Annotated in this window: 22 protein-coding genes; 15 read left to right on the forward strand and 7 right to left on the reverse strand. The window is 73.4% G+C overall.

All coding sequences use genetic code 11. The features are described from left to right. Positions 1 to 8: 8 nt before the first annotated feature. Genes ABZ621_RS07175 through deoC form a run of 3 tightly spaced genes read right to left on the reverse strand, consistent with a single transcriptional unit; the run spans position 9 to position 3302 of the window. Positions 9 to 908: an aldehyde dehydrogenase family protein gene (locus ABZ621_RS07175; RefSeq protein WP_360601542.1), complete on the reverse strand. Its 900-nt coding sequence runs from the start codon at positions 906 to 908 to the stop codon at positions 9 to 11. After that, positions 898 to 2337 (reverse strand): aldehyde dehydrogenase family protein, encoded by a 1440-nt coding sequence (locus ABZ621_RS07180; protein WP_360601544.1) that lies wholly within the window; start codon positions 2335 to 2337, stop codon positions 898 to 900. Before ABZ621_RS07180 ends, ABZ621_RS07175 begins: the two co-directional genes overlap by 11 nt. Positions 2338 to 2342: 5 nt before the next feature. Next, positions 2343 to 3302, reverse strand: coding sequence for a deoxyribose-phosphate aldolase (gene deoC, locus ABZ621_RS07185; protein WP_360601546.1), 960 nt, complete (start codon positions 3300 to 3302; stop codon positions 2343 to 2345). 275 nt (positions 3303 to 3577) lie between these two features. Here deoC and ABZ621_RS07190 point away from each other — a divergent pair, with 275 nt between their 5' ends. From ABZ621_RS07190 to ABZ621_RS07250, 13 genes are all read left to right on the forward strand, one after another. Continuing rightward, complete coding sequence (locus ABZ621_RS07190; protein WP_360601548.1) at positions 3578 to 4897, forward strand: hypothetical protein; 1320 nt, start codon at positions 3578 to 3580, stop codon at positions 4895 to 4897. A 350-nt stretch (positions 4898 to 5247) separates the two neighbouring features. Then, positions 5248 to 6750, forward strand: a complete 1503-nt coding sequence (locus ABZ621_RS07195) for a hypothetical protein (protein WP_360601550.1) — start codon at positions 5248 to 5250, stop codon at positions 6748 to 6750. Between the two features lie 140 nt (positions 6751 to 6890). Next, entirely contained in the window at positions 6891 to 7511 is a 621-nt protein-coding gene (locus ABZ621_RS07200; RefSeq protein WP_360601552.1) for a class F sortase, read from the forward strand. Between the two features lie 47 nt (positions 7512 to 7558). Continuing rightward, complete coding sequence (locus ABZ621_RS07205) at positions 7559 to 8215, forward strand: PH domain-containing protein (protein WP_360601554.1); 657 nt, start codon at positions 7559 to 7561, stop codon at positions 8213 to 8215. A gap of 143 nt (positions 8216 to 8358) precedes the next feature. Next, on the forward strand, positions 8359 to 8730 hold the full coding sequence (locus ABZ621_RS07210) for a DUF1508 domain-containing protein (RefSeq protein ID WP_360601556.1): 372 nt from the start codon (positions 8359 to 8361) through the stop codon (positions 8728 to 8730). 78 nt (positions 8731 to 8808) lie between these two features. Next, positions 8809 to 9861 (forward strand): phosphate ABC transporter permease subunit PstC, encoded by a 1053-nt coding sequence (gene pstC / locus ABZ621_RS07215; RefSeq protein WP_360601558.1) that lies wholly within the window; start codon positions 8809 to 8811, stop codon positions 9859 to 9861. A 12-nt stretch (positions 9862 to 9873) separates the two neighbouring features. Beyond that, positions 9874 to 11088, forward strand: coding sequence for a phosphate ABC transporter permease PstA (pstA, locus tag ABZ621_RS07220; RefSeq protein WP_360601560.1), 1215 nt, complete (start codon positions 9874 to 9876; stop codon positions 11086 to 11088). After that, positions 11085 to 12947, forward strand: a complete 1863-nt coding sequence (gene pstS, locus ABZ621_RS07225) for a phosphate ABC transporter substrate-binding protein PstS (RefSeq protein WP_360601562.1) — start codon at positions 11085 to 11087, stop codon at positions 12945 to 12947. Before pstA ends, pstS begins: the two co-directional genes overlap by 4 nt. Continuing rightward, positions 12944 to 15526, forward strand: a complete 2583-nt coding sequence (locus ABZ621_RS07230) for a hypothetical protein (protein WP_360601564.1) — start codon at positions 12944 to 12946, stop codon at positions 15524 to 15526. The genes pstS and ABZ621_RS07230 overlap by 4 nt, the downstream gene beginning before the upstream one ends. A gap of 133 nt (positions 15527 to 15659) precedes the next feature. Then, a complete protein-coding gene (locus ABZ621_RS07235; protein ID WP_360601566.1) occupies positions 15660 to 16634 on the forward strand; it encodes a substrate-binding domain-containing protein in 975 nt (324 codons plus the stop codon). Positions 16635 to 16773: 139 nt separating this feature from the next. Next, positions 16774 to 18054 (forward strand): hypothetical protein, encoded by a 1281-nt coding sequence (locus tag ABZ621_RS07240; protein ID WP_360601568.1) that lies wholly within the window; start codon positions 16774 to 16776, stop codon positions 18052 to 18054. Further along, positions 18051 to 18926, forward strand: a complete 876-nt coding sequence (locus tag ABZ621_RS07245) for a class E sortase (protein ID WP_360601570.1) — start codon at positions 18051 to 18053, stop codon at positions 18924 to 18926. Before ABZ621_RS07240 ends, ABZ621_RS07245 begins: the two co-directional genes overlap by 4 nt. Positions 18927 to 18957: 31 nt before the next feature. Then, on the forward strand, positions 18958 to 19800 hold the full coding sequence (locus tag ABZ621_RS07250; RefSeq protein ID WP_360601572.1) for a phosphate ABC transporter ATP-binding protein: 843 nt from the start codon (positions 18958 to 18960) through the stop codon (positions 19798 to 19800). Positions 19801 to 19862: 62 nt separating this feature from the next. Here ABZ621_RS07250 and ABZ621_RS07255 read toward each other — a convergent pair whose 3' ends face one another. From ABZ621_RS07255 to ABZ621_RS07265, 3 genes are all read right to left on the reverse strand, one after another. Then, on the reverse strand, positions 19863 to 21515 hold the full coding sequence (locus ABZ621_RS07255; RefSeq protein WP_360601574.1) for a phospho-sugar mutase: 1653 nt from the start codon (positions 21513 to 21515) through the stop codon (positions 19863 to 19865). Between the two features lie 324 nt (positions 21516 to 21839). Then, entirely contained in the window at positions 21840 to 22643 is an 804-nt protein-coding gene (locus ABZ621_RS07260; protein WP_360601576.1) for a purine-nucleoside phosphorylase, read from the reverse strand. Positions 22644 to 22805: 162 nt separating this feature from the next. Continuing rightward, positions 22806 to 23243 carry a gamma-glutamylcyclotransferase gene (locus tag ABZ621_RS07265; protein ID WP_169088906.1) on the reverse strand — a complete coding sequence of 146 codons (438 nt, stop codon included), beginning with the start codon at positions 23241 to 23243 and terminating at the stop codon, positions 22806 to 22808. Between the two features lie 230 nt (positions 23244 to 23473). Between ABZ621_RS07265 and ABZ621_RS07270 the strand changes: the two genes are divergently transcribed. Further along, the gene (locus ABZ621_RS07270; protein WP_360601579.1) at positions 23474 to 24913 is read left to right on the forward strand and encodes an NAD(P)H-quinone dehydrogenase; all 1440 of its coding nucleotides are present in this window, start codon (positions 23474 to 23476) and stop codon (positions 24911 to 24913) included. A 189-nt stretch (positions 24914 to 25102) separates the two neighbouring features. Beyond that, positions 25103 to 26068: a DeoR/GlpR family DNA-binding transcription regulator gene (locus ABZ621_RS07275; protein ID WP_360601581.1), complete on the forward strand. Its 966-nt coding sequence runs from the start codon at positions 25103 to 25105 to the stop codon at positions 26066 to 26068. Positions 26069 to 26249: 181 nt separating this feature from the next. Here the strand turns inward: ABZ621_RS07275 and ABZ621_RS07280 are convergent. Beyond that, positions 26250 to 26903: biotin/lipoyl-containing protein (locus ABZ621_RS07280; RefSeq protein WP_360601583.1), on the reverse strand; the 654-nt coding region annotated here is incomplete at its 5' end.

A 26903-nucleotide genomic window follows, 5' to 3' on the forward strand; every position in this document is an offset into this window, starting at 1 on the left:
TACCCCGTCTAGTACGAGGAGCCGCTCGCGCCCAGGGAGCCCGTGGGGTGCCAGACGGTCTTCGTCTCCAGGAACGCGGTCATGCGGTCCGTGCCGGGGGACTCGGCGAAGTCCTCGGTGCGGGGGCGCAGGACGCGCTTCAGGTTCTCCGCCGCCGCGATCTCCAGGTCGCGGGCCAGGTCGGCGTCCGCGCCCGTCAGGTCGATCGCGTTGACGTCCAGGTGGGCCGCGAGGTGCGGGCCCATCTCGGAGGCCTTGCCGGAGAGGATGTTGACCACGCCGCCGGGGAGGTCGGAGGTGGCCAGGACCTCGCCCAGGGAGAGGGCGGGGAGCGGGGCCTTCTCCGAGGCGATGACGACGGCGGTGTTGCCGGTCGCGATGACCGGGGCGATCACCGAGACCAGACCCAGGAAGGACGACTCCTGGGGGGCGAGCACGGTGACGACGCCGGTCGGCTCCGGGGTGGAGAGGTTGAAGAACGGGCCCGCGACGGGGTTGGCGCCGCCGACGACCTGGGCGATCTTGTCGGTCCAGCCCGCGTACCAGACCCAGCGGTCGATGGCCGCGTCCACCTGGGCCGCCGCCTTCGACTTCGACAGGCCCTCGGCCTCGGCGACCTCGCGGACGAACTGGTCCCGGCGGCCCTCCAGCATCTCGGCGACGCGGTAGAGGATCTGGCCGCGCAGGTACGCGGTCGCGCCGGCCCAGCCGCCCTGCGCCTTGCGGGCGGCGACGACCGCGTCACGGGCGTCCTTGCGGGAGGAGAGCGGGGCGTTCGCCAGCCAGTTGCCCTTGGAGTCGGTCACCTCGTACACCCGGCCGCTCTCGGAGCGGGGGAACTTGCCCCCGACGTACAGCTTGTAGGTCTTGAAGACGCCCAGACGGCTCTGCTCGGTCTTATCGGACATCGAGGTAGGCCTCCAGACCGTGACGGCCGCCCTCGCGGCCGAAGCCCGACTCCTTGTAGCCGCCGAAGGGCGAGGTCGGGTCGAACTTGTTGAACGTGTTGGCCCAGACGACGCCGGCGCGGAGCTTGTTCGCGACCGCGAGGATGCGGGAGCCCTTCTCCGTCCAGATGCCGGCGGAGAGGCCGTACTGGCTGTTGTTGGCCTTGGCGACGGCCTCGTCCGGGGTGCGGAAGGTGAGGACGGAGAGGACCGGGCCGAAGACCTCGTCGCGGGCGATGGTGTGCGCCTGGGTGACGTTCGTGAAGAGCGTCGGGGCGAACCAGTAGCCGGACTCCGGGATGTCGCAGGCGGCGGTCCAGCGCTCGGCGCCCTCCGCCTCGCCCTGCTCCACGAGGGAGGTGATGCGGGCCAGCTGCTCCTCGGAGTTGATGGCGCCGATGTCGGTGTTCTTGTCGAGCGGGTCGCCGAGGCGGAGCGTCGACAGACGCCGCTTGAGGCTGTCCAGGAGCTCGTCCTGGATCGACTCCTGGACCAGGAGGCGGGAGCCCGCGCAGCAGACCTGGCCCTGGTTGAAGAAGATGCCGTTGACGATGCCCTCGACGGCCTGGTCGATGGGGGCGTCGTCGAAGACGATGTTGGCGCCCTTGCCGCCCAGCTCCAGGGTGACCTTCTTGTCGGTGCCGGCGACCGTGCGGGCGATCAGCTTGCCGACGGCGGTCGAGCCGGTGAAGGCGACCTTGTTCACGTCCGGGTGCGCGACCAGGGCGGCGCCGGTGTCGCCGTACCCGGGGAGGATGTTGACGACGCCCTTCGGCAGGCCCGCCTGGCGGCAGATGTCCGCGAAGAACAGGGCGGAGAGCGGGGTCGTCTCGGCCGGCTTCAGGACGACCGTGTTGCCGGTCGCCAGCGCCGGGGCGATCTTCCACGCCAGCATCAGCAGCGGGAAGTTCCACGGGATGACCTGGCCGGCCACGCCCAGCGGCTTCGGCGCGGGGCCGTAGCCGGCGTGGTCGAGCTTGTCGGCCCAGCCCGCGTAGTAGAAGAAGTGCGCGGCGACCAGCGGGAGGTCCGCGTCGCGGGTCTCCTTGATCGGCTTGCCGTTGTCCAGGGTCTCCAGGACGGCCAGCTCGCGGCTGCGCTCCTGGATGATCCGGGCGATCCGGAAGAGGTACTTGGCGCGCTCGGCGCCGGGCAGCGCCGACCACTTCTCGAAGGCCTTGCGGGCGGCCTTCACCGCGCGGTCCACGTCCGCCTCGCCCGCCTGGGCGATCTCGGAGAGGACCTCCTCGGTGGAGGGGGAGACGGTCTTGAAGACCTTGCCGTCGGCCGCGTCGGTGAACTCGCCGTCGATGAACAGGCCGTAGCTCGGGGCGATGTCGACGACCGCGCGCGACTCGGGCGCGGGGGCGTACTCGAAGGGGGAGGTCATGTCGATCAGTCCACCGTCACGTAATCGGGGCCGGAGTAGTGGCCGGTGGCCATCTTCTGGCGCTGCATCAGCAGGTCGTTGAGCAGGCTGGAGGCGCCGAAGCGGAACCAGTGGTTGTCCAGCCAGTCCGCGCCGACGGTCTCGTTGACCAGCACCAGGAACTTGATGGCCTCCTTGGTGTTGCGGATGCCGCCGGCCGGCTTCACGCCGATCTGCACGCCGGTCTGGGCGCGGAAGTCGCGCACCGCCTCCAGCATGAGCAGGGTGTTCGCCGGGGTGGCGTTGACCGCGACCTTGCCGGTCGAGGTCTTGATGAAGTCGGCGCCGGCCATCATGCCGAGCCAGGAGGCGCGGCGGATGTTGTCGTACGTGGACAGCTCGCCGGTCTCGAAGATCACCTTGAGCCGGGCGCGGTCGCCGCACTCGGCCCTGATCGCGGCGATCTGCTCGAAGACCTCCAGGTAGCGGCCGGCGAGGAAGGCGCCCCGGTCGATGACCATGTCGATCTCGTCCGCGCCCGCGGCGATCGCGTCGGCGGTGTCGGCCAGCTTCACGGGGAGGGCGGCCCGGCCGGCCGGGAAGGCGGTGGCGACCGAGGCGACCTTGACGTCCGAGCCCGCGAGGGCGGCCTTGGCCGTGGCCACCATGTCGGGGTAGACGCAGACGGCGGCGGTCGTCGGGGTCGTGCGGTCGGTCGGATCGGGGCGGACGGCCTTGGCGGCGAGGGCCCGGACCTTGCCCGGGGTGTCCGCGCCTTCGAGCGTCGTCAGGTCGATCATGGAGATGGCCAGGTCGATGGCGTACGCCTTGGACGTGGTCTTGATCGAGCGGGTGCCGAGGGACGCGGCGCGCGCCTCCAGGCCCACGGCGTCGACGCCGGGCAGCCCGTGGAGGAAGCGGCGCAGCGTGCTCTCGGACGCGGTCACGTCGGCGAAAGCTGCTGCTGCGGATGCAGTGGTGGGCATGGTCACCAGTCGAGCATATCTACGCGCGTAGCGACCTGTACAGGGGAGGGTGTCCGAGGCGGGGTGTCGTGTGTCTCGTCGCGGCTCCCGCCGCAGAGGGCCGGTGCGGCCGTGACGGCTGTCACATGCCTGTGACGCGCGGCGGATCGATTCTCCATACAAGATCTTTAGTTTTTTCCACAGCAGCCAGCGAGAACTCACCGGCCCTTCCCGATCGAGACATCAGCCAGGCATGCGGCTCTTCCACCCACCACCGAATCTTCTCGGGAGTCGTTATGCGCACCGCCCTCCGCACCGCCCTCGCCGCCGCGCTCGTCGCCGGCGTCGCCGCCACCCCGGTCCTCACCGCCGGCAGCGCCTTCGCCGCCGGGACCACCCCGGCCCCGACGGCGACCGCGAGCGCCACGGCGCCCGTCGCCGCGCCCGCGAAGGCCGCCGCGAAGGCCGCCGAGAAGCCCGCTGCCGCTGCCACCACCGCCCCGGCGAAGCCGGCCGCCTCCGCCGAGCCCACCTCGTCGTCCGCGCCCGCCGAGACGCCCCGCGGCACCTACGTCCGCACCGACCGCTTTCCGGACGGCACCTCCGTCAAGGTCTACAAGCTCGGCGCCGTCTGGCACCGCGCCGAGATCTCCGGCTTGACCACGGGCATCGGCTCCCTGGAGACCGGCAACCGCCCGGCCGCCCTCGACGACAACGGCAGCATCTTCGTCCTCACCAACGAGGGCGAGGTCCACCACTGGAGCGGCGGCCGGACGGTCCGCGCCGCGCACGGCTTCTACCGGCTGGCCGACGGCACCGTCCTGGAGTTCGGCAGGCACCCGCAGGACGGCCGCCCCGGCATCCAGGCCATCGACCCCGCCACCGGCAAGGGCAACGGCTTCTCCTACCTGTACGCGAACAACTCCGTCTACGCCTTCGACTCCGTCCTCCTCGTCGTCGAGGCGGACCGCACCCTCGCCGCGTACGACCTCCGGTCCGGGCGTCCCGCCGCGCCCGAGTACCTGGGCGCCCTCTTCGTGCCGACGCCCGCCGCGACCGTCCCGGCGTCCCTTCCCGCGGCCGAGGTCCTGGAGGGGCCGTTCGTCGTCGGGAAGTGCGCGATCACCCAGGAGATCCGTTCCTCCTACGGGGCGGGCTGGCTCCTCGTCATGACCAACGACCCCGAGAAGGGCCCCTGGGCCGTCCTCAAGGACCCGCGGCACGAGGTGGTCTCCCGGGTCGACCGCGCGCACCCCGTCGACGGGGCCAACGGCCTGCGCATCGACGGCGCGGACACCGCCACCCCGCGCCTCGGTCAGCGCACCCAGGGCGGCGACACGCCCTACCGCTACAACGCCTTCCCCGCCCTGCCGAAGGACTGCGACGCGGCCGCCGCGCCCGCCCCCTCGGCCCCCTCCGCCTCCGCGCCCGCGAACTCGGCGCAGGGCGGTCAGACCTCCGTCGTGCCGAAGGGCGGCGTCGCGGCCGGTGCCGAGTCCGGTGCCGAGGAGGGCTCCGGCGCGCTGGTCGCGGCCGGTGCCGGGGCCGCCTCGCTGGCCGCCGCCGGGCTCGGTTTCACGGTGCTGCGCCGCCGCTCCGCCGCCGCCCGCGGCTGACCCGCGTCCCTGGCCCGTCCCTGTCGCACCCCTGCCGTATCCCGCTCCTCGCCCCTTGACCCGAGCCCGGAGCGTTTCCACCCCGCCCCACCCCACCCCAGGCCGGCCGTCACGTCTTCCGTGACGGCCGGCCTTTCCGTGTTCGGTCCCGTGAAAGGCGAGGTCAGGAGCGGTTCGCAGGGGCGGGGGGCGGCTGTCACATGCCTGTGACACGGAGCGGACCGCTCCCCCATACGAGATCTTTAGATTCTTTATCAGCAGCCAGCGAGAACTCACCGGCCCTCCCCGATCGAGACATCAGCCAGGCATGCGGCTCTTCCATCCGCCACCGAATCTTCTCGGGAGTCGTTATGCGCACCGCCCTCCGCACCGCCCTCGCCGCCGCGCTCGTCGCCGGCGTCGCCGCCACTCCGGTCCTCGCGGCGGGCAGCGCCTTCGCCGCCGGTACGACCCCGGCGCCGACGGCCACCGCGACCGCGACCGCTCCCGCGAAGGCCGCCGCGACCGCTCCCGCGAAGACCGCCGCGACCGCTCCCGCGAAGACCGCCGCGCCGGCTGCTGCCACCACGGCTCCGGCCGCCGAGGCCGCCCCCGACGCCGACGTCCTGGTCCGCACCGTGGAGCTCGACGGGGGCCTGACGGCGAAGGTGTACGACAAGGGCACCCAGCACCGGTACTTCACCGCGACCGTCCTGCGCGGCACCACCGTCCTGGGCGAGCTGAAGGCCGGCGGCGGCTACGACGCCACCGACACCGGGATCTTCTCCGGGTACGCCGTGACCCTGGACGCCGAGGGCAAGGTCACCGCCGTCGAGGCGGGCGCGGAGCACGCCACGCTGGTCCGCACCGAGAAGCTGATCGGCGGCCGGACCGCCAAGATCTACAAGCTCAAGGACCAGCACCACATCGCGGAGCTCTTCCTCGACGGCCGCAAGGTCGGCGAGCTCCAGTCGGTCGGCCGTCCCGTCGCCGACTGGGAGCCCAGCACCGAGTACTTCGTCCTCAACCCGGACGGCACCACCTACAACTGGACCGGCACCACCGCTCCCCTCAAGTACGGCTTCTACCGTCTCGTCGACGGCACGATCCTGGAGGCCCGCTACAACGGCACGGCCACCGGTCTCCAGACCGTCGACCCGGCCACGGGCAAGGGCAGCGGCTTCACCTACCCCTACGACCACGGCCGCAAGATCCTCTTCTACGGCAAGGCCGTCGTCGTCCTGGAGGCCACCGGGCACTTCGCCGCCTACGTCCCCGGCGCGGCCCGGCAGTCCGCCCCGCAGCCCTACAACATGGAGACCGGCAAGGTCGACCACTGCCTGCCGCAGACCCTCGGCGTCGCCATCGGCGCGGGCACCATGGCCGAGCTGACCATGACCACCAAGGGCCCGAAGGCGAAGCTCGTCACCGCCGGCGACGAGAAGGTCATCGGCGTCCTCGACCGCGCCCACCCCTCGCTGCCCGCGAGCGCCGGCATCGTCGCCCGGATCGACGGCGCCTTCACCGCCACCCCGACCCTGTACGCCAAGCTGGAGGGCGGCGAGGCCAAGGGCGGCACCTACTCCTTCCCCGCGCTCCCGAAGGGCTGCTCCGTGGAGGGCCCGGCCCCGGCCGGGCAGGCCCACGGCAACGAGAACGGCAACGGCACCTCGAACGGCACCTCGAACGGCACCCAGACCCAGGGCGGCCAGACCTCCGTCGTGCCGAGGGGCGGCGTCGCGGCCGGTGCCGAGTTCGCCGCCGAGGAGGGGTCCGGCACGCTGGTCGCCGCCGGCGCCGGTGCCGCCGCGCTGACCGCCGCCGGGCTCGGCTTCCTGGCGATGCGCCGCCGCACCGCCGGCGACCGCGGCTGACCCCGCACGGGCCCGTACCCGCCCCGTCGTACCCCGCTCCCCGCCCCTTGACCCGAGCTCGGAGCGTCTCCACCCCACCCCCGGCCGGCCGTCGCTCTCCACGCGGCGGCCGGCCGCACCCCGTCCTCCCGGAGCCCCGCATGCGCCGCCGTCGTACCGTCACCGCCGCCGTCCTCCTCGTGGCCGCCCTCGCCGGCTGTTCGGCCGGGGGCGCGCCCGACGCCGTCACCCCGCCCGCCCGGATCGTGGAGTCGGCCGCGCCGGCGCCCGCCGCCACCGCCGCGCCCGTGAAGCCGCTCGCCCGTTCGCTGCCGGTGCGGGTCGAGCTGCCGGCGGCCGGGGTGGACGCGCGGGGCGTCCTGGAGCTCGGGCTGAACGCCGACGGGACCGTCGAGGTGCCGTCGGTCGCCCAGGCCGAGCGGATCGGCTGGTACGGGAAGGGCGTCACGCCCGGCGAGACCGGCCCCGCCGTCCTCATCGGGCACTTCGACACCGAGCGCGGGCCCGCCGTCCTGAAGGACGTCGCCAAGGTCCGGGTCGGCGACCCGGTCACCGTGACCCGGGCCGACGGCACCGTCGCGGTCTTCCGGGTCCGCGAGCTGGAGCAGGTCGACAAGGGCGCCTTCCCGACGGAGAAGGTGTACGGGAACACCCGCCGGCCCGAGCTGCGCCTGATCACCTGCGGCGGCGAGCTCGTCGACGGCCACCGGCCGGACAACATCATCCTGTACGCGGACCTGGCCGAGGTCCGGCGGGGCTGAGCCCCCGGGGAGCGCCCCGCGCCGCCTCCTGAGGCAGAATCGGCGGCATGACGAGCCCCGCGCCCTCCGAGCCGAACTCCGGGTCGAACCCCGAGCCGACCTCCGCCGATCGCGTCTACCGTTCCTCCTTCGGGATCGCGGGAGGCGTCTTCCTGATCGCCCTGGCGCTCGTCTTCGCGGGCGACGCGCTGGTGCGCGGCGAGGGGCGGGCGCCCTGGCTGGCGCTGGCCGGACTGCTGCTCGCCGTGCCGCTGATCACCGCCTTCACGCTCCGGCCCGCCGTCCACGCCAACGAGGACCGGCTCCGGATCCGCAACCCGTTCCGGTCGATCGTGCTGCCCTGGGCCGCCGTCGCCGACGTCCGGGCCGGGTACTCCAGCGAGGTGTTCACGCACGAGGGCGCCAAGTACCAGCTGTGGGCCATGCCCGTCTCGCTGCGCCAGCGGAAGAAGGCGGCGCGCCAGGCCGCCCGCGCCTCCCAGGACGACCCCCACGGGCGCACCTCCGTGACCGCCGACGTCCGGGACTCCGCCTCGCGCGTCGCGGTCGGCGACCAGAACGTCGCCGACCTGCGGGAGATGGCCGAGCGGTACCAGGGCCGGGACGGTGCGCAGGGCGCGCCGGCGGTCCGGTGGGCGTACGAGATCATGGCGCCGGCCGTCGTCGGCCTGGTCCTCCTGGTGGTGCTCGGCGCGACCGGCTGAGCCCCGGCCCGCGTCCTCCCTCACCCCGCCGGTGTCCTAGGGGCAACGGCGGGGTGAAGCATGCCCCCGGCCGTTGGTTTAGCCCCCAACGATCCCGGCCGTGTCCCTAGATTGCCTGTGCCGAGACTGTGGGGGTGGGGGCAATGGCCAAGGGCACCGGTGTGTCCGGGACGCGCTGTCTGGTGGACGTCAGAGCCGACGGACGATACGGCTGGCGGCTGGTCGCGCAGAACGGGCGGGTGGTGGCGCGGTCGGGGCAGTGCTTCGCCGACCACGCCGCCTGCCGGGCGGCGTTCGCGGCGCTCTGCGAAGGGCACGCGGCCATGGGCGGCGGGGTGCAGCACACCGCCACCGGCAACGGCTGGGTGTGGCTGCTGAGGGACGCCGACGGACACCCCGTGGCCTACTCCGGGAGGGCGTACGAGCGCCACTCCACCTGTCGTGCCGCCTACGCCCGCTTCCGCGCGCTGCTGACCGCCGAGGCGACGCAGTGGACATCAACTGCCTTATGGTGAACGGAAGTTGCCTCGCAGGAGTCCCTCGTTCACGTCTCGTGGCGCGCATGTCAACCAGGCGGGACTTACGTCAGGGACGTGACGACCGCGACGACCGATCCGAATGATCCGACCGTGCTTCCCGGCGCCGCCGGCCCGCGGCACGGGGCCCCGCACGACACGCCGCGGCGGCTGTACGCCGACCCCGGCCCCGCCGACCGCGTCTTCCGCGGCGTCGCCCGCGCCGGCGGCGGTCTCGTCCTCGCCGTGATGCTCCTCGTCGGCGGCTTCCTGCTGCACCGCGCCTGGCAGGCCCTCGACCGGGCCGGCGGCTCCTTCCTCACCACCGAGAACTGGGAGCCGGACGCCGGACGGTTCGGCATCGCCGCCGTGCTCCTCGGCACCGTCCTCATCGCCCTCGTCGCGATCGCCGTCGCCGTGCCGCTCGCCACCGGCGCCGCGCTCTACATCTCCGAGTACGCCCCGCCCCGGCTGCGCCGCACCCTGATCTCCACCGTCGACCTGATGGCCGCCGTGCCCTCGGTCGTCTACGGCCTGTGGGGCGTGTTCTGGCTGGAGGAATCGATCCTGCCGATCGCCCGCTGGATCTCCGCCTACCTCGGCTGGATCCCCTTCCTGCGCGTCGACGGCGCCGACCCCGACGACCCGCTCGCCCCGCCCACCGTCTACACCTCCTCCACCTTCGTCGCCGGCCTCGTCGTCGCGATGATGGTGGCGCCGATCATCTGCTCGATCATGCGCGAGGTCTTCTCCCAGGCCCCCGCCGGCGAACGCGAGGGCGCCTACGCGCTCGGCGCCACCCGCTGGGGCATGATCCGCGCCGTCGTCCTGCCCTTCGGCAAGGGCGGCATGATCGGCGGCACCATGCTCGGCCTCGGCCGCGCCCTCGGCGAGACCATCGCCGTCTACATGGTCATCTCGCAGGTCTTCACGATCCAGTGGCACGTCCTGCAGACCGGCACCAGCTCGGTCTCCTCGCTCATCGCCCTGCGCTACGGCGAGGCCACCGCCTTCGGCATGTCCGCCCTGATGGCGGCCGGCTTCGCGCTCTTCGTCATGACCCTGATCGTCAACTTCGCCGCCTCGTCCATCGTCGCCCGCAGCCGCTCCGGCGCCTCCAGCGACGCGTAACAGGGGAACCCCATGACCATCGCCCCGGAGCGGCCGACCGTGCGGCCGGCCGCCAAGGAGGACCCGCCGCCGGGATCCGAACGGCGCCGCGCCACGGGCGGCACGCGCGCCACCGACGTGTACGCCGTCCTCGGCGCGGGCGCCGCCGCGCTCGCCCTCGCCTGGCTGCTCTTCGCCCGGCTGCTGCCCTTCAGCGGCACCGTCGGCTTCGTCCTCGTCGCGTACGCCCTCTTCCTCGGCCTCTACGCCCTGCTCGTCTCCTTCGACGAGGACGGGCCCACCGTCCGCGACCGGGTCGCCGGCGTGGTCGTCCGCACCCTCGGGCTCGTCCTCCTCGCCGTCCTCGTCTTCGTCGTCGCCTTCACCCTCTGGGAGGGCCGCGAGGCCCTCGCCCACCTCAACTTCTTCACCGAGGACATGAGCCTCGCCGGGCCGCTCGAACCCCTCGACGTCGGCGGCGTCCTGCACGCCGTCGTCGGCACCCTCGAACAGGTCGGCATCGCGCTCGTCCTCACCGTCCCCGCCGGCATCGTCTGCGCCGTCTTCCTCAACGAGGTCCCCGGCGCGTTCGCCCGGCTGGTCCGCACGATCGTCGAGGCGATGACCGCCCTGCCGTCGATCGTCGCGGGACTCTTCGTCTACGCGACCGTCATCCTGGCGCTCGGCATGGAGCGCTCCGGGTTCGCCGCCGCCCTCGCCCTCGCCGTGATGATGCTGCCGATCGTCATCCGCGCCTCCGACGTCGTCATCCGGCTCGTCCCCGGCACGCTGCGCGAGGCCTCGTACGCCATGGGCGCCTCCCGCTGGCGCACCGTCCGGCACGTCGTGCTCCCCACCGCCCGTTCCGGGCTCACCACCGCCGTCATCCTCGGCACCGCGCGCGGGGTGGGCGAGACCTCCCCGGTGCTGCTCACGGCCGGCTTCACCGCCGAGCTCAACGCGCTGCCGACCTCCGGCGCCCAGGTCTCCCTGCCGCTCGCCACCTTCGAACTGGTCAAGTCGCCCGAACCGAACATGATCGCCCGCGGCTTCGGCACCGCCGCCGTGCTGATGCTCCTCGTCCTGCTGCTCTTCGTGCTCGCCCGGATCGCCGGCGGGCGCGGACCCGGGCAGCTGACGAAACGCCAGGAGCGGCGGCGGGCGGCGGCCTCCCGCCAGGACGCGGCCCGGTTCGCCCGCGCCCCCCTCGCACCTTCCCCGCCCGTACCTCCGAGGAGCACGTCGTGAGATCGCCCGTCCCGCTCACCCGCACCCTCCTGGGCCTGGGCACCGTGCTCTGCGCGCTGCTCGCCCTCCTCGCGGGCCCGCCCGCCGCCCAGGCCGCCGGCTACACCAAGATCACCGGATCCGGCTCCACCTGGAGCTCCAACGCCGTCGAGCAGTGGCGCCGCAACATCGGCGCCAACGCCGGACTCACCGTCAACTTCAACGCCAACGGCTCCTCCCAGGGCCGCGAGCAGTTCAAGAACGGCACCGTCGACTTCGCCGTCTCCGAGATCCCCTACGGGCTCACCGACGGCGGCGCCACCGACGTCCCGCCGAGCCGCGGCTACGCCTACATGCCGATCGTCGCCGGCGGCACCGCCTTCATGTACAACCTCCGCATCGGCGGCCGCCAGGTCACCAACCTGCGCCTCTCCGGCCCCGTCCTCGCGAAGATCTTCACCGGGCAGCTGACCATGTGGAACGCCCCGGAGATCAAGGCCGACAACCCCGGCCTGGTCCTCCCCGCCCGCCGGATCGTGCCGGTCGTCCGCTCCGACGGCTCGGGCACCACCGCCCAGTTCACGACCTGGCTGGCCAAGGAGCACGGCTCGGTCTGGAACGACCACTGCCGCCGCGCCGGCCGCTCCACCCCCTGCGGGATGACCTCCTACTTCCCCGTCGTGCCCGGCACGACGACGGTCGCCAAGTCCGGCTCCCTCGGCGTCTCCGCGCACGTCCGCCAGCCGCAGGGCGAGGGCGCGATCACCTACGTCGAGTACTCGTACGCCGTCAACGCGCACTTCCCGGTCGCCAAGGTCCTCAACCGCTCCGGCCACTACGTCGAGCCGACCGCCCAGGCCGTCGCCGTCGCCCTCCTCCAGGCCCGCATCAACACCGACCGCTCCTCCCCGGACCACCTCACCCAGATCCTCGACGGCGTGTACCGCTCCGGCGACAACCGCGCCTATCCGCTGTCCAGTTACAGCTACATGGTCGTGCCCACCTCGCAGACCGCCCCGCACACCGCCGACAAGGGCCGCTCGCTCGGCACCTTCGCCCGCTACTTCCTCTGCGAGGGCCAGCAGCAGGCCGAGGAGCTGGGCTACTCGCCGCTCCCGAAGAACCTCGTCCAGGCCGGCTTCGACCAGGTCCGCCGCATCCCCGGCGCCCCGACCGGCGCCGTGGACCTCTCCACCTGCCGCAACCCCACCTTCTCCGCCGACGGCTCCAACACCCTGGCCAAGAACGCCCCCAGGCCGAAGGCCTGCGACAAGCAGGGCGCGCAGCAGTGCGCGGACGGCACCGGCGGGGCCCGGGGCGTCCCGACCCACGTCGGCGGCGGCTCCTCCTCCGGCGGATCGTCGTCCGGCGGCGCCACCGGCGGTTCGGCCACCGGCGGTTCCGCCTCGGGCGGCGCCAACGGCTCCGGCTCCGGCGGCGGTTCGGTCGGCGGTACGGGCTCGGGTCCGGGCGGCGGCGCGAACGGCGGCGGCACGGGCACGGGTACGGGGTCCACCGGCGCGACCGGCACCTCGGGCACCGGCGGGTCCACGGCCGGCGCGGGTGCGGCCTCCGGCTCCGGCTCCGGGGCCGGTTCCGGCACCGGCGCCACGGGCACCGGCGGCGCCGCCGTCGACCCCGACACCGGCGAGATCATCGCCGACGGCGGCGCGGGCGGCGCCGGCACCGACGCGGGCGGCCTCGGCGGCGGGACCACCGTCGTCGGCACCCCCGTCACCCTCGCCGCCGACTCGGGCGCCGGCCTGCGGGGCCTCCTGATGGTCCTCTCGGCCTTCCTGCTCCTCGCCACGGTCATCGCCCCGCCGCTCGTCGGCCGGCTCATGACCCACCGCGCCGACCGCCGGGGAGGCCTCCGATGAGGCGGAACCGCGCCCGCGCCGGCGGCCTCGGAGCCCTCCTCGCCGCCGTCGTCCTCGCCCTCCTCCCGCTGCCCCGGGACACCGCCGCGGTCGCCGCCGAGCCGGAGAGCTCGGCGATGACGAAGCGCGGCACGGCGGGCCCGTACGACGACTTCTCCGCCCTGGAGGTGACCGTCCACCAGACCAGGAACCTGCGCGGGCAGGGAGTGCGGGTCAGCTGGAAGGGCGGGAAGCCGACGAACTCCAACCGGACCGACTACCTCCAGCTCATGCAGTGCTGGGGCGACGACCCGGCCGGACCCCGGCGCGAGCAGTGCCAGTTCGGGGCCGGCGCCACCGGCAACGGCGGCTTCGGCAGCTTCGTCGCGCAGCGGCTGATCCCGGTCGGCAGCGACCCCCGGGAGACGGAGTACGACGAACTCGTCCCGAGCCCCGAGTACCCCGGGCAGATGGCGGACCCGTTCGTCCCCTTCACGCCCGTCTCGGGCCCGCCGACGACGAAGATCACCGACTGGACCTACTACAGCCCCAGCGACACCAACGAGGAGTTCTTCGCCGTCACCCAGCCCGACGGCACCGGCGAGGCGGGCTTCAACCTCCAGTCCACCCGGGAGGCCCCGCACCTCGGCTGCGGCGACCCGCTCGGCACGGGCGCCGAGCCGCGCGGCCGGAAGTGCTGGCTCGTCGTGGTGCCGCGCGGTTCCCACGACCCGAACGGGACCCGGGGCTTCCCGGTCACCTCACCGCTCTCCACCGCCAACTGGGACCAGCGGATCGTCTTCCCGCTCGACTTCCTGCCCGTCGGCGACGCCTGCCCGGCCGACAAGGCCGAACGCCGGATGACCGGCTCCGAGCTGGTCACCGACGCCGTCACCTCCTGGCAGGCGTCCCTGTGCGCCACCGGCACGAGCCGCTTCACCTTCTCCCAGCGGGGCGAGGAACTGGCCCGCAGCAGCCTGCTCGCCCCGACGTCCACCTCCCCGGGGCTCGCCTTCACCGTCGAACCGGTCGCGGACGGGGAGAAATCGGGCTTCGTCCACGCCCCCGTGGCCGTCAACGCGCTCACCGTCGGCTTCTACTGGGAGGCCAACGCGATGGGGCTCGTCAAGGAGATCCGGCTGAACCAGCGCCTCCTCGCGAAGCTGCTCACCGCCTCGTACCCGTACGACGTCCGGATGCTCACCGACAAGGCGCCCGCACCGGAGCACCTGAAGGACAATCCGCAGTCCATCGTCAGGGACCCGGAATTCCTCAAGCTCAATCCGAAATTCGAGGAGGTCCCGCAGCCGCCGCAGGTCTACCCCGGCGGAATCCTCCTTTCCGTCGAACGCTCGGACACCACGAAGGTCGTCTGGGATTATCTGCGGAGCAATGCCGACGCACGTGCCTTCCTCGAAGGAAAGCCGGATCCCTGGGGCATGAGGATCAACCCCTACTTCAAGGAGCTGGGGCTCGCCTCCCGCAGCAGCGACGAGTTCCCCAAGGCGGACCCCACCCTCACCGAGCTCCGGCTCGTGGAGGGCGAGGAGGCCATCAGCTACGGCATCGTCGAGCGCTCCCCGTACGCGAACGACATGCACGACGCCGCGCGCTGGATCCGGCGCGGCACCAACGGGGCCAAGGACAACGTCTCCCGCGACTCGGTCAGCAACGCCCTGCGCCTCGTCTCCGCCGACGTCCTGGTCGGCTCCCGGCGCGCCTACGGCATCACCGACAGCGCCTCCGCCTCCCGCTACCAGCTGCAGACCGCCGCCCTGGCCAACGCCGACGGCGCCTTCGTCCTGCCCGCCACCGGCTCCATGATCCAGGCCGTCGAGCAGTTCGAGGACTCCTCCGTCGGCGGCGTCCTCGCCCCCGACCCGGCGCGGGCCGGGAAGGGCGCCTACCCGCTGACCGTGGTCGGCTACGCCGCCGCCTCCACCAGCCTCCCCGCCGACGCCCGCAAGGACTACGCCCGGGTCATCCGGTACGCGGCCGACGCCGGACAGCGCCAGGGCACCGCCCCCGGCCAGCTGCCGCCCGGCTACGCCCCGCTGCCCCGGAAGCTGAGGCTCCAGGCCGTCGCGGCCGCCGACCGCCTGGAGCGCGGGGCGCCGGCCGGACCCGGCGACACGGCCGGAGGCACGTCCGCCGGCTCCGCCTCGGGTTCCGGCTCCGACGGCGGGACGGGCACCGGCTCCGGCACCTCGTCCGGCGGGGGGACGGGCTCCGCGTCCGGACCGGGCGGGGCCGCGGGCTCCCCGGGCCCGGGCGACGGCACCGGACCGGGCGGCGGCGCGAGCGGCGGTACGGCCGGGGACGCGACGGCGGGTACGGACGCCTCCGCCCCGCCGTCCTCGGCGCCGCCGGCGTCCGGCGGGGCCGGGAACGGCTCCGGGGGAGCCCCGCCGGAGAAGCTCGCCGGCACCGGCAGCACCCCGTCCCAGCTCCTCGGCGCCGTCCGCTGGGTCCTTCTGGCGGTCCTCCTCGTCGGCGGCGCGGCCGGCCTCGCCGGACCCGCACTCCTGGGATTCACCGGCCGCCGCCCGACGCCCTCGGATTCACCTAGGACAGGAATTCGTCACCTAAAGAGCGACTGAACGTGGTGGTTCCCGGATCCGCCCGTGCGGAATTGTTGTTCCCGGCCGGTCGACGGACCGGCCGGGAATTGAGAATCCGGATTCTGCTTGTGCGTCCATTCCATGACATCCGTTTTCACGGAGGAGATCAGAAGTGAACGTCAAGTCCCGCGCTCGTCTCGGTGCCGCCCTCGGTGTGGCCGCCCTCGGTCTCGGTGCCGCCTTCGCCCCGGCGGCCCAGGCCGACCCCAACCCGGTCACCCAGTACCGCACCCTGGCCGGTGCCGGCTCGGACACGACCCAGGACGTCATGAACGGCCTCGGCGACGTCGTCGTCAACGCCTTCGGCCAGAAGATCATCGCCTCCTGGAACGCCACGGGCACGGCCACCATCAAGACCAAGGCCACCGGCTGCGTGATCAACCGCCCGAACGGCTCCTCGGCCGGCATCGACGCGCTCCGCAACGCCGTGGACACCAACTCCGGCTGCCTCGACTTCGCCCGCTCCTCGCGCGGCCCGGCCGACAGCAGCACCACGGACCTCACCTGGATCCCCTTCGCCAAGGACGCGGTGTCCTGGGCCAAGCGCTCCGACAGCGCCCTGCCGTCCGACCTGACGGCCGCGCAGCTCAAGGCGATCTACGAGTGCACCACCACCTCCCTCAACGGTGTGGCCCTCACCCCGATCCTGCCGCAGGCCAACTCCGGCACCCGCCAGTTCTTCCTCTCCTCCATCGGCGTGACCACCCCGGGCGCCTGCGTCACCCAGGGCGTCCAGGAGAACGACGGCACCGTCCTCGACACCGCCGGCGACATCGCCCCGTACTCGGTCGCCCCGTACACGGCGCAGGAGAAGGCCGTCGTCGCCGACCGCCGCGGCGCCGCCGTGCTCGGTTCCGTCGCCACCATCGCCCCGCGCAACGCCGACAAGACGCTCAACCTCTCCTTCCCCTTCACGCGTGACGTCTACAACGTCGTCCCGACCGCGAAGCTGACGAACGCCACGATCGCCTCCACCTTCGTCGGCTCGACCTCCAAGGTCTGCGCCGCCGGCACGACGATCGCCAACTACGGCTTCGGCACCCTCGGCGCCAACTGCGGCACCACGACCCTCAAGGGCGAGCGCTGACCACCACGCTCCCCTGACCGCGCGCCGGCCGGGCACCCCAGGGTGCCCGGCCCCACGGCGTACCCCCGCCCACCGCCCGCGACCTCCCGTGCCGCGTCCGCGTCGCCGGCCACCATCCGCCCCGGAGGACATCCGTCCCATGCACCAGGTCACGCCCCTCAGATCACCCGTGGCACTGCTCACGGCCCTCGCCCTCCTCTGCGGGGCCCTCGCCCTCGTCCTGGGCCTGTCCACGCCCGCCTCCGCCGTCACCCGGCACGGCGGCTTCACGGCGGACCCCGCCACCGGCACCCTCGCGGCCGGCCTGACCTCCGTCACCGCCGACGGGCCCTGCCCCACGCCCGCCGAGGCCGACAAGCCGTACGTGAAGGGCGTCCTGGCCCTGGTCGATCCCGGCGACCCGACGCTCACCGCGCCGATCGCCGAGGTCGCCCCCGGCGGGCCGCTCGGCACCACCCCGATATCCGGCCCGCTCACCGGCTCCGGCGCCGGCCACGCCACCCTCCAGGACCGGCTGCGCGAGCTCGTGCCCTCCGGGCCCCTGGACGGCCGGTACGAGCTGCGGCTCTCCTGCGAGACGGCGGACTCCGAGGCGCGGGCCGCGTACTTCTCCCGGATGATCGAGGTCACGGGGGAGAACTGGTCCTCCATCGGCCAGCAGGCGACCAACCTGAAGGTCGGCTCCGACAGCGCCACCCCGCCCGTGAGCCGCGCCTTCCCGATCCGGGCCGAGATCGAACCGGCCGCCGCGGCGGGCACCGTCACCTTCCTCACCCTCGACGAGGCGACCGGCGAGATCAAGGAGCTCGGCACCGAGGACCTCGTGGACGGCAAGGCGGAGGTCACCGCCACCATGCACGACACGGTCAACGCCTCCTTCCCCGTCCTCGCGCGGTACACCCCCGCCGACCCGGCCGCTTACACGCCCAGCCAGGTCCTGGAGACGTTCATGGCGGGCCCCGCCGTCACCCCGAGCCCCACGGACACCCCGACCCCCACCGGGACCCCGACGCCCACCGGCACGCCGACCCCCACCGGCACGCCGACGGACGGACCGACCGACGAGCCGACGGACGGGCCCACCGACGGGCCGACCGACGAGCCCACCCCCACGGACACGCCCGGCACCGGTGCCACCCCCACGCCCACGGAGTCAGGGTCCGATTCCGGCTCCGGCTCCGCGTCCGGCGGCACCACCGGCACCACCGGCGACCTGTCCGGCTCCTCCGGCGCCGGTGACAGCGGGTCGACCGGCTCCGGCTCCACCGGCGCCTCCCCGCAGGGCGGTTCCGGCGGCACCCTCGCCGCCACCGGCGCCGCCTCCGCCACCTCCGCCGCGTTCGGGGCGCTCTCGCTCTGCCTGCTCGGCGCCGCCGCCGTCATCACGGTCCGCCGCCGCACGGCGGTCGCCCGGCCGTGACCACCGCACCGGCTCCCGCCGCCCCCCGTGCCGGGCTCGCCCTGGCCGGGGCGGCGCTGTGCGTGCTCGCCGCGCTGCTCATCGGCTTCGCCGCCAACCTCACCGTCGTCGGCCACCTCCAGCACGCCCGCGACCAGGCCACCGCGTACGACGAACTCCGCGAGCAACTCGCCCTCGGCACCGCCCCGGTGGGGCAGACGACCTACGACGGCAAGCCGGTCGCCCCCGGCGACCCCGTGGCCCTGCTCCGCATCCCGGTCCTCGGGCTGCGCGAGGTCGTCGCCGAGGGCACCACCTCGGAGGTCCTCATGTCGGGACCGGGACACCGCCGCGACACCCCGCTGCCCGGCCAGGCCGGGACGGCGGTCCTCATGGGCCGCCAGTGGGGCTACGGCAGCCCCTTCAACGACCTGCACCGGCTGCCGTCCGGCGCCCGGGTCGAGGTGACCACCGGCCAGGGCGAGGCCGTGTACGAGGTGGTGGGCGTGCGGCGGCCCGGCGACCCGACCCGTCCCGCGCCCGGTGCCGGGGAGGGCCGGCTCACCCTGGTGACCGCCGACGGAGCCGCGTACACCCCGGAGAACCACCTCTTCGTCGACGCGAAGCTGGTCTCCGACGTCCAGCCCAGCCCGCCGCGCCCGCTGCGGCCCGGCTGGATCACCGACGCCGAGAAGTCGCTCGCCGGCGACCCGGCCGCCTGGCCGAAGATCTTCCTCGGCGCCCAGGCCCTGTTCCTCGCCGCCGTCCTCACCGTCGCCGCCCGCCGCCGCTGGGGCTCCCGCCAGGCCTGGACCGCCGCCACCCCGGTGCTCATCGCACTCGGCGTCCTGGTCTCCGGCGAGCTGACCCGCCTCCTCCCCAACCTCCTCTGAACACCGCGGAGTTGATGAAACAGTGACCGATGTGACCGATGTGACCGACTTCGCCGACACCGTCGTCCCGCCGTCCGCCGGATCCGTCCCGCCGACCCGGGCGGGCGCGCTCGAAGCCGCGGCCGTCTCCGCCTGGTTCGGCGACCGCAAGGTCCTCGACCGGGTCTCGCTCGCCATGCCCGCCCGCGAGGTGACCGCCCTCATCGGCCCCTCCGGCTGCGGCAAGTCCACCTTCCTGCGCATCCTCAACCGGATGCACGAACTCATCGGCTCCGCCGCCCTGTCGGGCCGGGTCCTCCTCGACGGCGCCGACATCTACGACCGGGGCCGCCGCATCACCCACGCCCGCCGCGAGATCGGCATGGTCTTCCAGAAGCCCAACCCGTTCCCCGCGATGTCCCTGTACGAGAACGTCCTCGCCGGCCTCAAGCTCGGCGGCGTCCGCGCGGGCCGCGACGAGAAGGACGCGCTCGTGGAGGAGTGCCTGACCCGGGCCGGCCTCTGGAACGAGGTCAGGGACCGGCTCCGGCAGCCCGGCGGGGCCCTCTCCGGCGGCCAGCAGCAGCGCCTCTGCATCGCCCGCGCGCTCGCCGTCCGCCCCCGGGTGCTCCTCATGGACGAGCCCTGCTCGGCCCTCGACCCGACCTCCACCCGGCGGGTCGAGGAGACCATCGCCGAGCTCAAGTCCGAGGTGACGATCGTGATCGTCACCCACAACATGCAGCAGGCCGCCCGGGTCTCCGACTCCTGCGCCTTCTTCCTCGCGGAGCAGGGCACCCCCGGCGTCATCGTCGAGCACGGCCCCACGGAGACGATGTTCGACGCCCCGGCCGACCCGCGCACCGCGGACTACGTCAACGGCCGCTTCGGCTGACGCGGGCGGCGACACGGCGGAGGGCCGGTACGGGAAACCCGTACCGGCCCTCCGCCGTCCGGCTACAGCCCCGCGGCCGCCGCCAGGTCCTTCTTCAGCGCGCCCAGCACCTCGGCGCCGGTGGCGCGGGCGGACGCGAGACCGCTCGCGTCGGCGACCGGGACCACGACCTCCAGGTAGCACTTCAGCTTGGGCTCCGTGCCCGAGGGGCGGACGATCACCCGGGCCTTGTAGTCGCCCTCCAGGTGGTAGCGCAGGCCGTCCGTGGGCGGCAGCGACTCCGTGCCCTTGGTGAGGTCCTCCGCCGAGACGACGGTCAGCCCCGCGAGCCGCACCGGCGGGGTCTCGCGCAGGGCGGCCATCGCGTTCGCGATGATGCCGAGGTCCTCCACGCGCACCGACAGCTGGTCGGTGGCGTGCAGCCCGTGCGCGACCGCCAGGTCGTCGAGCAGGTCGGTCAGCGTGCGGTCCCGTTCCTTCAGCTCGGAGGCCAGCTCGGCGACGAGCAGCGCCGCGGTGATGCCGTCCTTGTCGCGGACGCCCTCCGGGTCCACGCAGTAGCCGAGCGCCTCCTCGTAGCCGTAGCGCAGCCCGTCGACGCGGGCGATCCACTTGAAGCCGGTCAGGGTCTCCTCGTACCCGACCCCGGCCGCCTCGGCGATGCGCCCGAGCAGCGAGGACGAGACGATCGACTCCGCGAAGACGCCCCGCGCGCCCTTGTGCACGAGGTGCGCGGCGAGCAGCGCGCCCACCTCGTCGCCGCGCAGCATCCGCCAGCCGCCCTCGACGGAGGCGTCCGGCACGGCGACGGCGCAGCGGTCGGCGTCCGGGTCGTTGGCGATGACGATGTCGGGGTCCACGGCCCGGGCCGCCTCGAAGGCCAGGTCCATGGCCCCCGGCTCCTCCGGGTTGGGGAAGGACACGGTCGGGAACGCCGGGTCGGGCTCGGCCTGCGCGGCGACGAGCGCCGGCGGCGGGAAGCCGTGCCGGGCGAAGGCGGCGGTGAGCACGTCCTTGCCGACGCCGTGCATCGCCGTGTAGACGGTCCGCGCGCTCCGCGGAGACCCGGGCGTCAGGACGGCGTCGGTCCGCGCGAGATAGGCCTCCAGGACCTCCTCCCCGAGCACCTCCCACCCGTTCTCCGGACGCGGCACGTCGGCCAGCGCCCGTACGGCGTCGATCTCGGCCGCGATCTCGGCGTCGGCCGGCGGCACGATCTGCGAGCCGTCGCCGAGGTACACCTTGTAGCCGTTGTCGCGCGGCGGGTTGTGGCTCGCGGTCACCTCGACGCCGGCGACGGCGCCCAGGTGCCTTATGGCGAACGCGAGGACGGGCGTCGGCAGCGGGCGCGGCAGCAGCGCGGCGCGCAGCCCGGCGCCGGTCATCACGGCGGCGGTGTCCCGGGCGAAGTCCTCGGACTTGTACCGGGCGTCGTACCCGATGACGACGAGCCCGCCGGCCTGCCCCTTCTTCCGCAGGTACGCGGCGAGCCCGGCGGCGGCCCGGATCACCACGGCCCGGTTCATCCGCATGGGCCCGGCGCCCAGCTCCCCGCGGAGCCCCGCGGTGCCGAACTGCAGCGTCCCGGCGAACCGGACCGCCAGCTCGTCGGTGTCCCCCCGGTCGAGGAGCGCGCCGAGCTCCTCGCGGGTCTCGGAATCGGGGTCCTCGGCGAGCCACGCCTGGGCCCGGGCGAGGAGTTCGTCCTGCGTCACGGTTGCGCCTTTCGGAGAGCGGGGGGTGGGTGGGTAGGGCGGGGTGGGAGGTGGTGCGGGTTCGGGGACCGGTACGGGCGGGCGGCGCGGGGCGGGCCGCTGCGCGGAGCCTTCCCCACCCCGCCCCTTCCCGTAACCGGGGGCTCCGCCCCCGTCTCGGCCCGTCCGGCGTTCGAGGGCACGGCCGCAGGCCGTACGGGGGTCCGGGGGGCTCGCCCCCCGGTTTCGGGAAGGGGCGGGGTGGGGGAGGAGCCCCGCGCAGCGGCCCCGTGCCCGCACCCGCGGCGGCCCCGCACCCACCCGCGTCACCCCCGCGGCGGTACGTCAGATCCGGTCGAGGACCCGCGTCAGCAGTTCGCCCATCCGGGCCGCCGAGTCCCGCCCCGCCTGGAGGACCTCCTCGTGGTTCAGCGGCTCGCCCGAGAGCCCCGCCGCGAGGTTGGTGACCAGGGAGATGCCGAGGACCTCCGCGCCGGCCTCGCGCGCGGCGATGGCCTCCAGGACGGTGGACATGCCGACGAGGTCGCCGCCCATGACACGGACCATGTTGATCTCGGCGGGCGTCTCGTAGTGGGGGCCGGGGAACTGGACGTAGACGCCCTCCTCCAGCGTCTCGTCGACCTCCTTGCACAGCGCCCGCAGCCGAGGCGAGTACAGGTCCGTCAGGTCGACGAAGTTCGCGCCGACGATCGGCGACGCGGCCGTGAGGTTGATGTGGTCGGAGATGAGGACCGGCTGGCCGGGGCGCATGCCCTCGCGCAGACCGCCGCAGCCGTTGGTCAGCACGACGGTCTTCACGCCGGCGGCGACGGCCGTGCGGACGCCGTGGGCGACGGAGGCGACGCCGCGGCCCTCGTAGTAGTGGGTGCGGCCGAGGAAGACCAGGGCGCGCTTCTCACCGATCTTGTACGAGCGGACCTTGCCGCCGTGGCCCTCGACGGCCGGCGGCGGGAAGCCCGGGAGCTCGGTCACGGGGAACTCGGCCTCGGGGGCGCCGAGGGCGTCCACGGCCGGCGCCCAGCCGGAGCCCATGACCAGGGCGACGTCGTGGTTCTCGACTCCGGTCAGCTCGCGCAGTCGCGCGGCTGCGGCCTCGGCGGCCTCGTACGGGGTGGCAGTAGCGTTCACTGGCTCTCTCGCCTCGGGGAGGGGGTCCGAGGGCGGTCACCCCGGACGGAATTCATTCGCCAAGAAGCCTAGCCCGAGAATTCCTACGCGCGTAGATGACGGCGCGGACGGACATGCGATCGTTGTCTTGTCGTTTCCGACGAAAACATGCCGGCCCGCCTCTCAGCAAGGGCGCTTGCGGAGCTCCATCACGTAGTCGTGCGGTGCCCCCGCCGACTCCGCGGCGTCGGCGACCTCGCCGAGGTAGCGCGCGGACGGCAGCCCGCCCTCGTAGGCGTTGAGCACGTACACCCAGGCCGGCTCCTCGCCGTCGAGGGTGTGCACCCGGACCCGCATCCGCCGGTAGATGTCGAGGCCGACGCCCTCCCAGCGGTCCATCGAGTCCTCGTCCATCGGCGCGATGTCGTACAGCGCCACGAAGACCTGCTGACGGGGGGCCTCCACGAGGGTGGCCAGCGCCCCCTCCCAGCCCATCTGCTCCCCGCCGAAGGTGAGCCGCCAGCCGTTCAGCCAGCCGGTGCCGCGCAGCGGTGAGTGCGGGGCGCGGCGGCTCATCAGCCGCGGATCGAGGTTGCCGGCGTACGCGGCGTAGAGCGACATGGGTCCGAGGGTACGGGAGGGACGGGGGTGGACGACGAACCCCGAGGTGGCGGCCGCCCGAGTGCTCCCGCGGCGCCCCGGACGGCTTTTTCCGGCCCCGGCGCGAGAGCCCGCGCGGCGTACGGGACAATGGAGTACGCACGTGAAGCGTGCGGGACAATGGCGTACGCACTGCACCCCATGGGGGCCGCACACCCCCGGCAGAACGAGAGCGCGAGGCGTAGATCCCAGTGACCCGGATCGTGATCATCGGCGGCGGACCCGGCGGATACGAGGCGGCCCTGGTGGGCGCCCAACTCGGCGCGGAGGTGACCGTCGTCGACTGCGACGGCCTCGGCGGCGCGTCCGTCCTGACCGACTGCGTCCCCTCCAAGACCCTGATCGCCACCGCCGAGGTGATGACCACCTTCGACTCCTCCTACGAGGAGCTGGGCATCATCGTCGCGGACGACACCCCGCACGTGGAGCAGGCCGCCCGCGTCGTCGGCGTGGACCTCGGCAAGGTCAACCGACGGGTGAAGCGCCTCGCGCTGGCCCAGTCGCACGACATCACCGCCTCCGTCACCCGGGCGGGCGCCCGGGTGCTGCGAGGCCGCGGCCGGCTCTCCGGCCGGCAGGCCATGGACGGCTCCCGTCAGGTGGTCGTCACCGCCGCCGACGGCACCGAGGAGACGCTGACCGCCGACGCGGTGCTGATCGCCACCGGCGGTCACCCGCGCGAGGTGCCCGACGCCAAGCCGGACGGCGAGCGGATCCTGAACTGGACGCAGGTCTACGACCTCAAGGAGCTCCCCGAGGAGCTCATCGTGGTCGGTTCCGGTGTGACCGGCGCCGAGTTCGCCGGCGCCTACCAGGCCCTCGGCTCCCGCGTCACCCTCGTCTCCTCCCGCGACCGGGTGCTCCCGGGCGAGGACCCGGACGCGGCCGCGGTCCTGGAGGACGTCTTCCGCCGGCGCGGCATGAACGTCATGGCCCGCTCCCGCGCCGAGTCCGCCAAGCGGGTCGGCGACCGGGTCGAGGTCACCCTCTCGGACGGCCGGGTCATCTCCGGCACCCACTGCCTGATGGCCGTCGGCGCGATCCCGAACTCCGCCGGCATGGGCCTGGAGGAGGCCGGGGTCAAGCTCAAGGACTCCGGGCACATCTGGACCGACAAGGTCTCCCGCACCACCGCCCCCGGCGTGTACGCGGCGGGCGACGTCACCGGTGTCTTCGCGCTCGCCTCGGTCGCCGCCATGCAGGGCCGGATCGCGATGTACCACTTCCTCGGCGACGCGGTGGCCCCGCTCAACCTGAAGACGGTCTCCTCGAACGTCTTCACGGACCCCGAGATCGCCACCGTCGGCTACACCCAGGCCGACGTCGACGCGGGCAAGATCGACGCCAAGGTCGTCAAGCTGCCGCTGCTGCGCAACCCGCGCGCCAAGATGCAGGGCATCCGGGACGGCTTCGTCAAGCTCTTCTGCCGCCCCGGCACCGGCATCGTGGTCGGCGGCTGTGTCGTCGCCCCCCGGGCGAGCGAGCTGATCCACCCGATCTCGATCGCGGTCGACAACAATCTGACGGTCGAACAGATCGCAAATGCTTTCACCGTGTACCCCTCCCTGTCGGGCTCGATCGCGGAAGTGGCACGGCAGTTGCACACCCGAAAGACCTCGGGCGAGGCGTAGCCCCGGCGGCGATCACGCTCCCCGCCTGCGGGAACGGTTCGCCGACTCGGACAACCCCCGGCAAGACGGGGCATAGATCGATCAAAGGCGGGGCTCTCCATACCACTTGGAGGCCCCGCCTGTGTGTATATTCCGCAATCCGGCGCATAGTGCTGAAAACCAACGGCAGTGCACGTTACTGTCAGTTTCGTGTTCGCTGCAGAACGTCGCCAGTTGATCCTCGAAATGGTGCGAGCCAATGGGGCCGTGTCGCTCCGCGAGCTCGCCCGCGTCGTCCAGACCTCAGAAGTGACCGTGCGCCGCGACGTACGGGCCCTGGAGGCAGAAGGACTCCTCGACCGCCGGCACGGCGGTGCGGTGTTGCCGGGCGGATTCACGCGAGAATCCGGCTTCCCGCAGAAATCCCATCTCGCGACCGCGGAGAAGACGGCCATCGCCGACGTCGCCGCGAGCCTGGTCGAAGAGGGCGAGGCCATCGTCGTCGGCGCCGGGACCACCACCCAGGAGCTGGCCCGCCGGCTCGCCCGGGTCCCCGGTCTGACCGTGGTCACCAACTCGCTGCTCGTCGCCCAGGCACTGGCGCACGCCAACCGCGTCGAGGTCGTCATGACCGGCGGCACCCTGCGCGGCTCCAACTACGCCCTGGTGGGCAGCGGAGCCGAGCAGTCCCTCCAGGGGCTGCGGGTCTCCCGTGCCTTCCTCTCCGGCAGCGGCCTCACCGCCGAGCGCGGCCTCTCCACCTCCAACATGCTCTCCGCGAGCGTGGACCGGGCGCTGGTGCAGGCGGCCGCCGAGGTCGTGGTCCTCGCCGACCACACCAAGCTCGGCACCGACACCATGTTCCAGACGGTGCCGACGGACGTGATCACCCGCCTGGTCACCGACGAGCCGCCGCCGCACGACGAGCGCGCCGCCTCCGAACTCCAGGCCCTCGCCGACCAGGGCGTGCAGATCGCCGTGGCCGGCACCGGCCAGAGCGCCGCCCCCGCCGCCGAGCAGCTGCCGCCGGGCGTCCGGGGCCGCCGCGAGATGCCGCTGCCGGTGCAGCGCGGCGGCAGGATGCCCACGGGTCAGTTCCGGGGCCCCGGTCCCGGCGTCCTCGGCGCCGAACCCCTGGAGCGCACGGCCCGCGTGGCGGACCTCCGCCGCCGCTGAAGCCGGGCACGATCCCGTACGACCCCGAGCAACATCCCGTACGACTCCGGGCGCGAGCCCGTACGCAGTGAGCCGCCCCACCCCTTCCGCCGACACGGCCGCCGCCGGGTACGGCGAAGGGCCCCCAGGCGGCTGCCTGCGGGCCCTTCGCTCTGCGCTTGCCTCGTCTGCTGTCGGGCCGTCAGGCCTTGATGTCGCAGATGCCGGCGCCGGAGGTGACGGACGCGCCGACCTCGGCGTTGAGTCCGGTCACGGTGCCGGACTTGTGGGCGTTGAGGGGCTGTTCCATCTTCATGGCCTCCAGGACGACGATCAGATCGCCTTCCTTGACCTCCTGGCCCTCCTCGACCGCGACCTTCACGATCGTGCCCTGCATCGGCGAGGCGAGGGTGTCACCCGACGCGGTCGGACCGGACTTCTTCGCCGCCCGGCGCTTCGGCTTCGCACCCGCCGCCAGACCCGTGCGGGCCAGGGTCATGCCCAGGCTCGACGGGAGGGAGACCTCCAGGCGCTTGCCGCCGACCTCGACCACGATCGTCTCGCGACCGGCCTCGTCCTCGTCGGCGTCCGCGCCGGCCGGAGCGAAGGGCTTGATCTCGTTGACGAACTCCGTCTCGATCCACCGCGTGTGGACCCGGAAGGGGTCGGCGGTGAACGCCGGGTCGACCACGACCGCCTGGTGGAACGGAATCGCGGTCGCCATGCCCTCGACCTTGAACTCCGCCAGCGCACGCGCCGCGCGCTGGAGCGCCTGCTCGCGGGTCGCGCCGGTCACGATCAGCTTCGCGAGGAGCGAGTCCCACGCCGGGCCGATCACACTGCCGGACTCGACACC

The sequence above is a fragment of the Streptomyces sp. NPDC007863 genome (assembly GCF_040633895.1).
Lineage (GTDB): Bacteria > Actinomycetota > Actinomycetes > Streptomycetales > Streptomycetaceae > Streptomyces.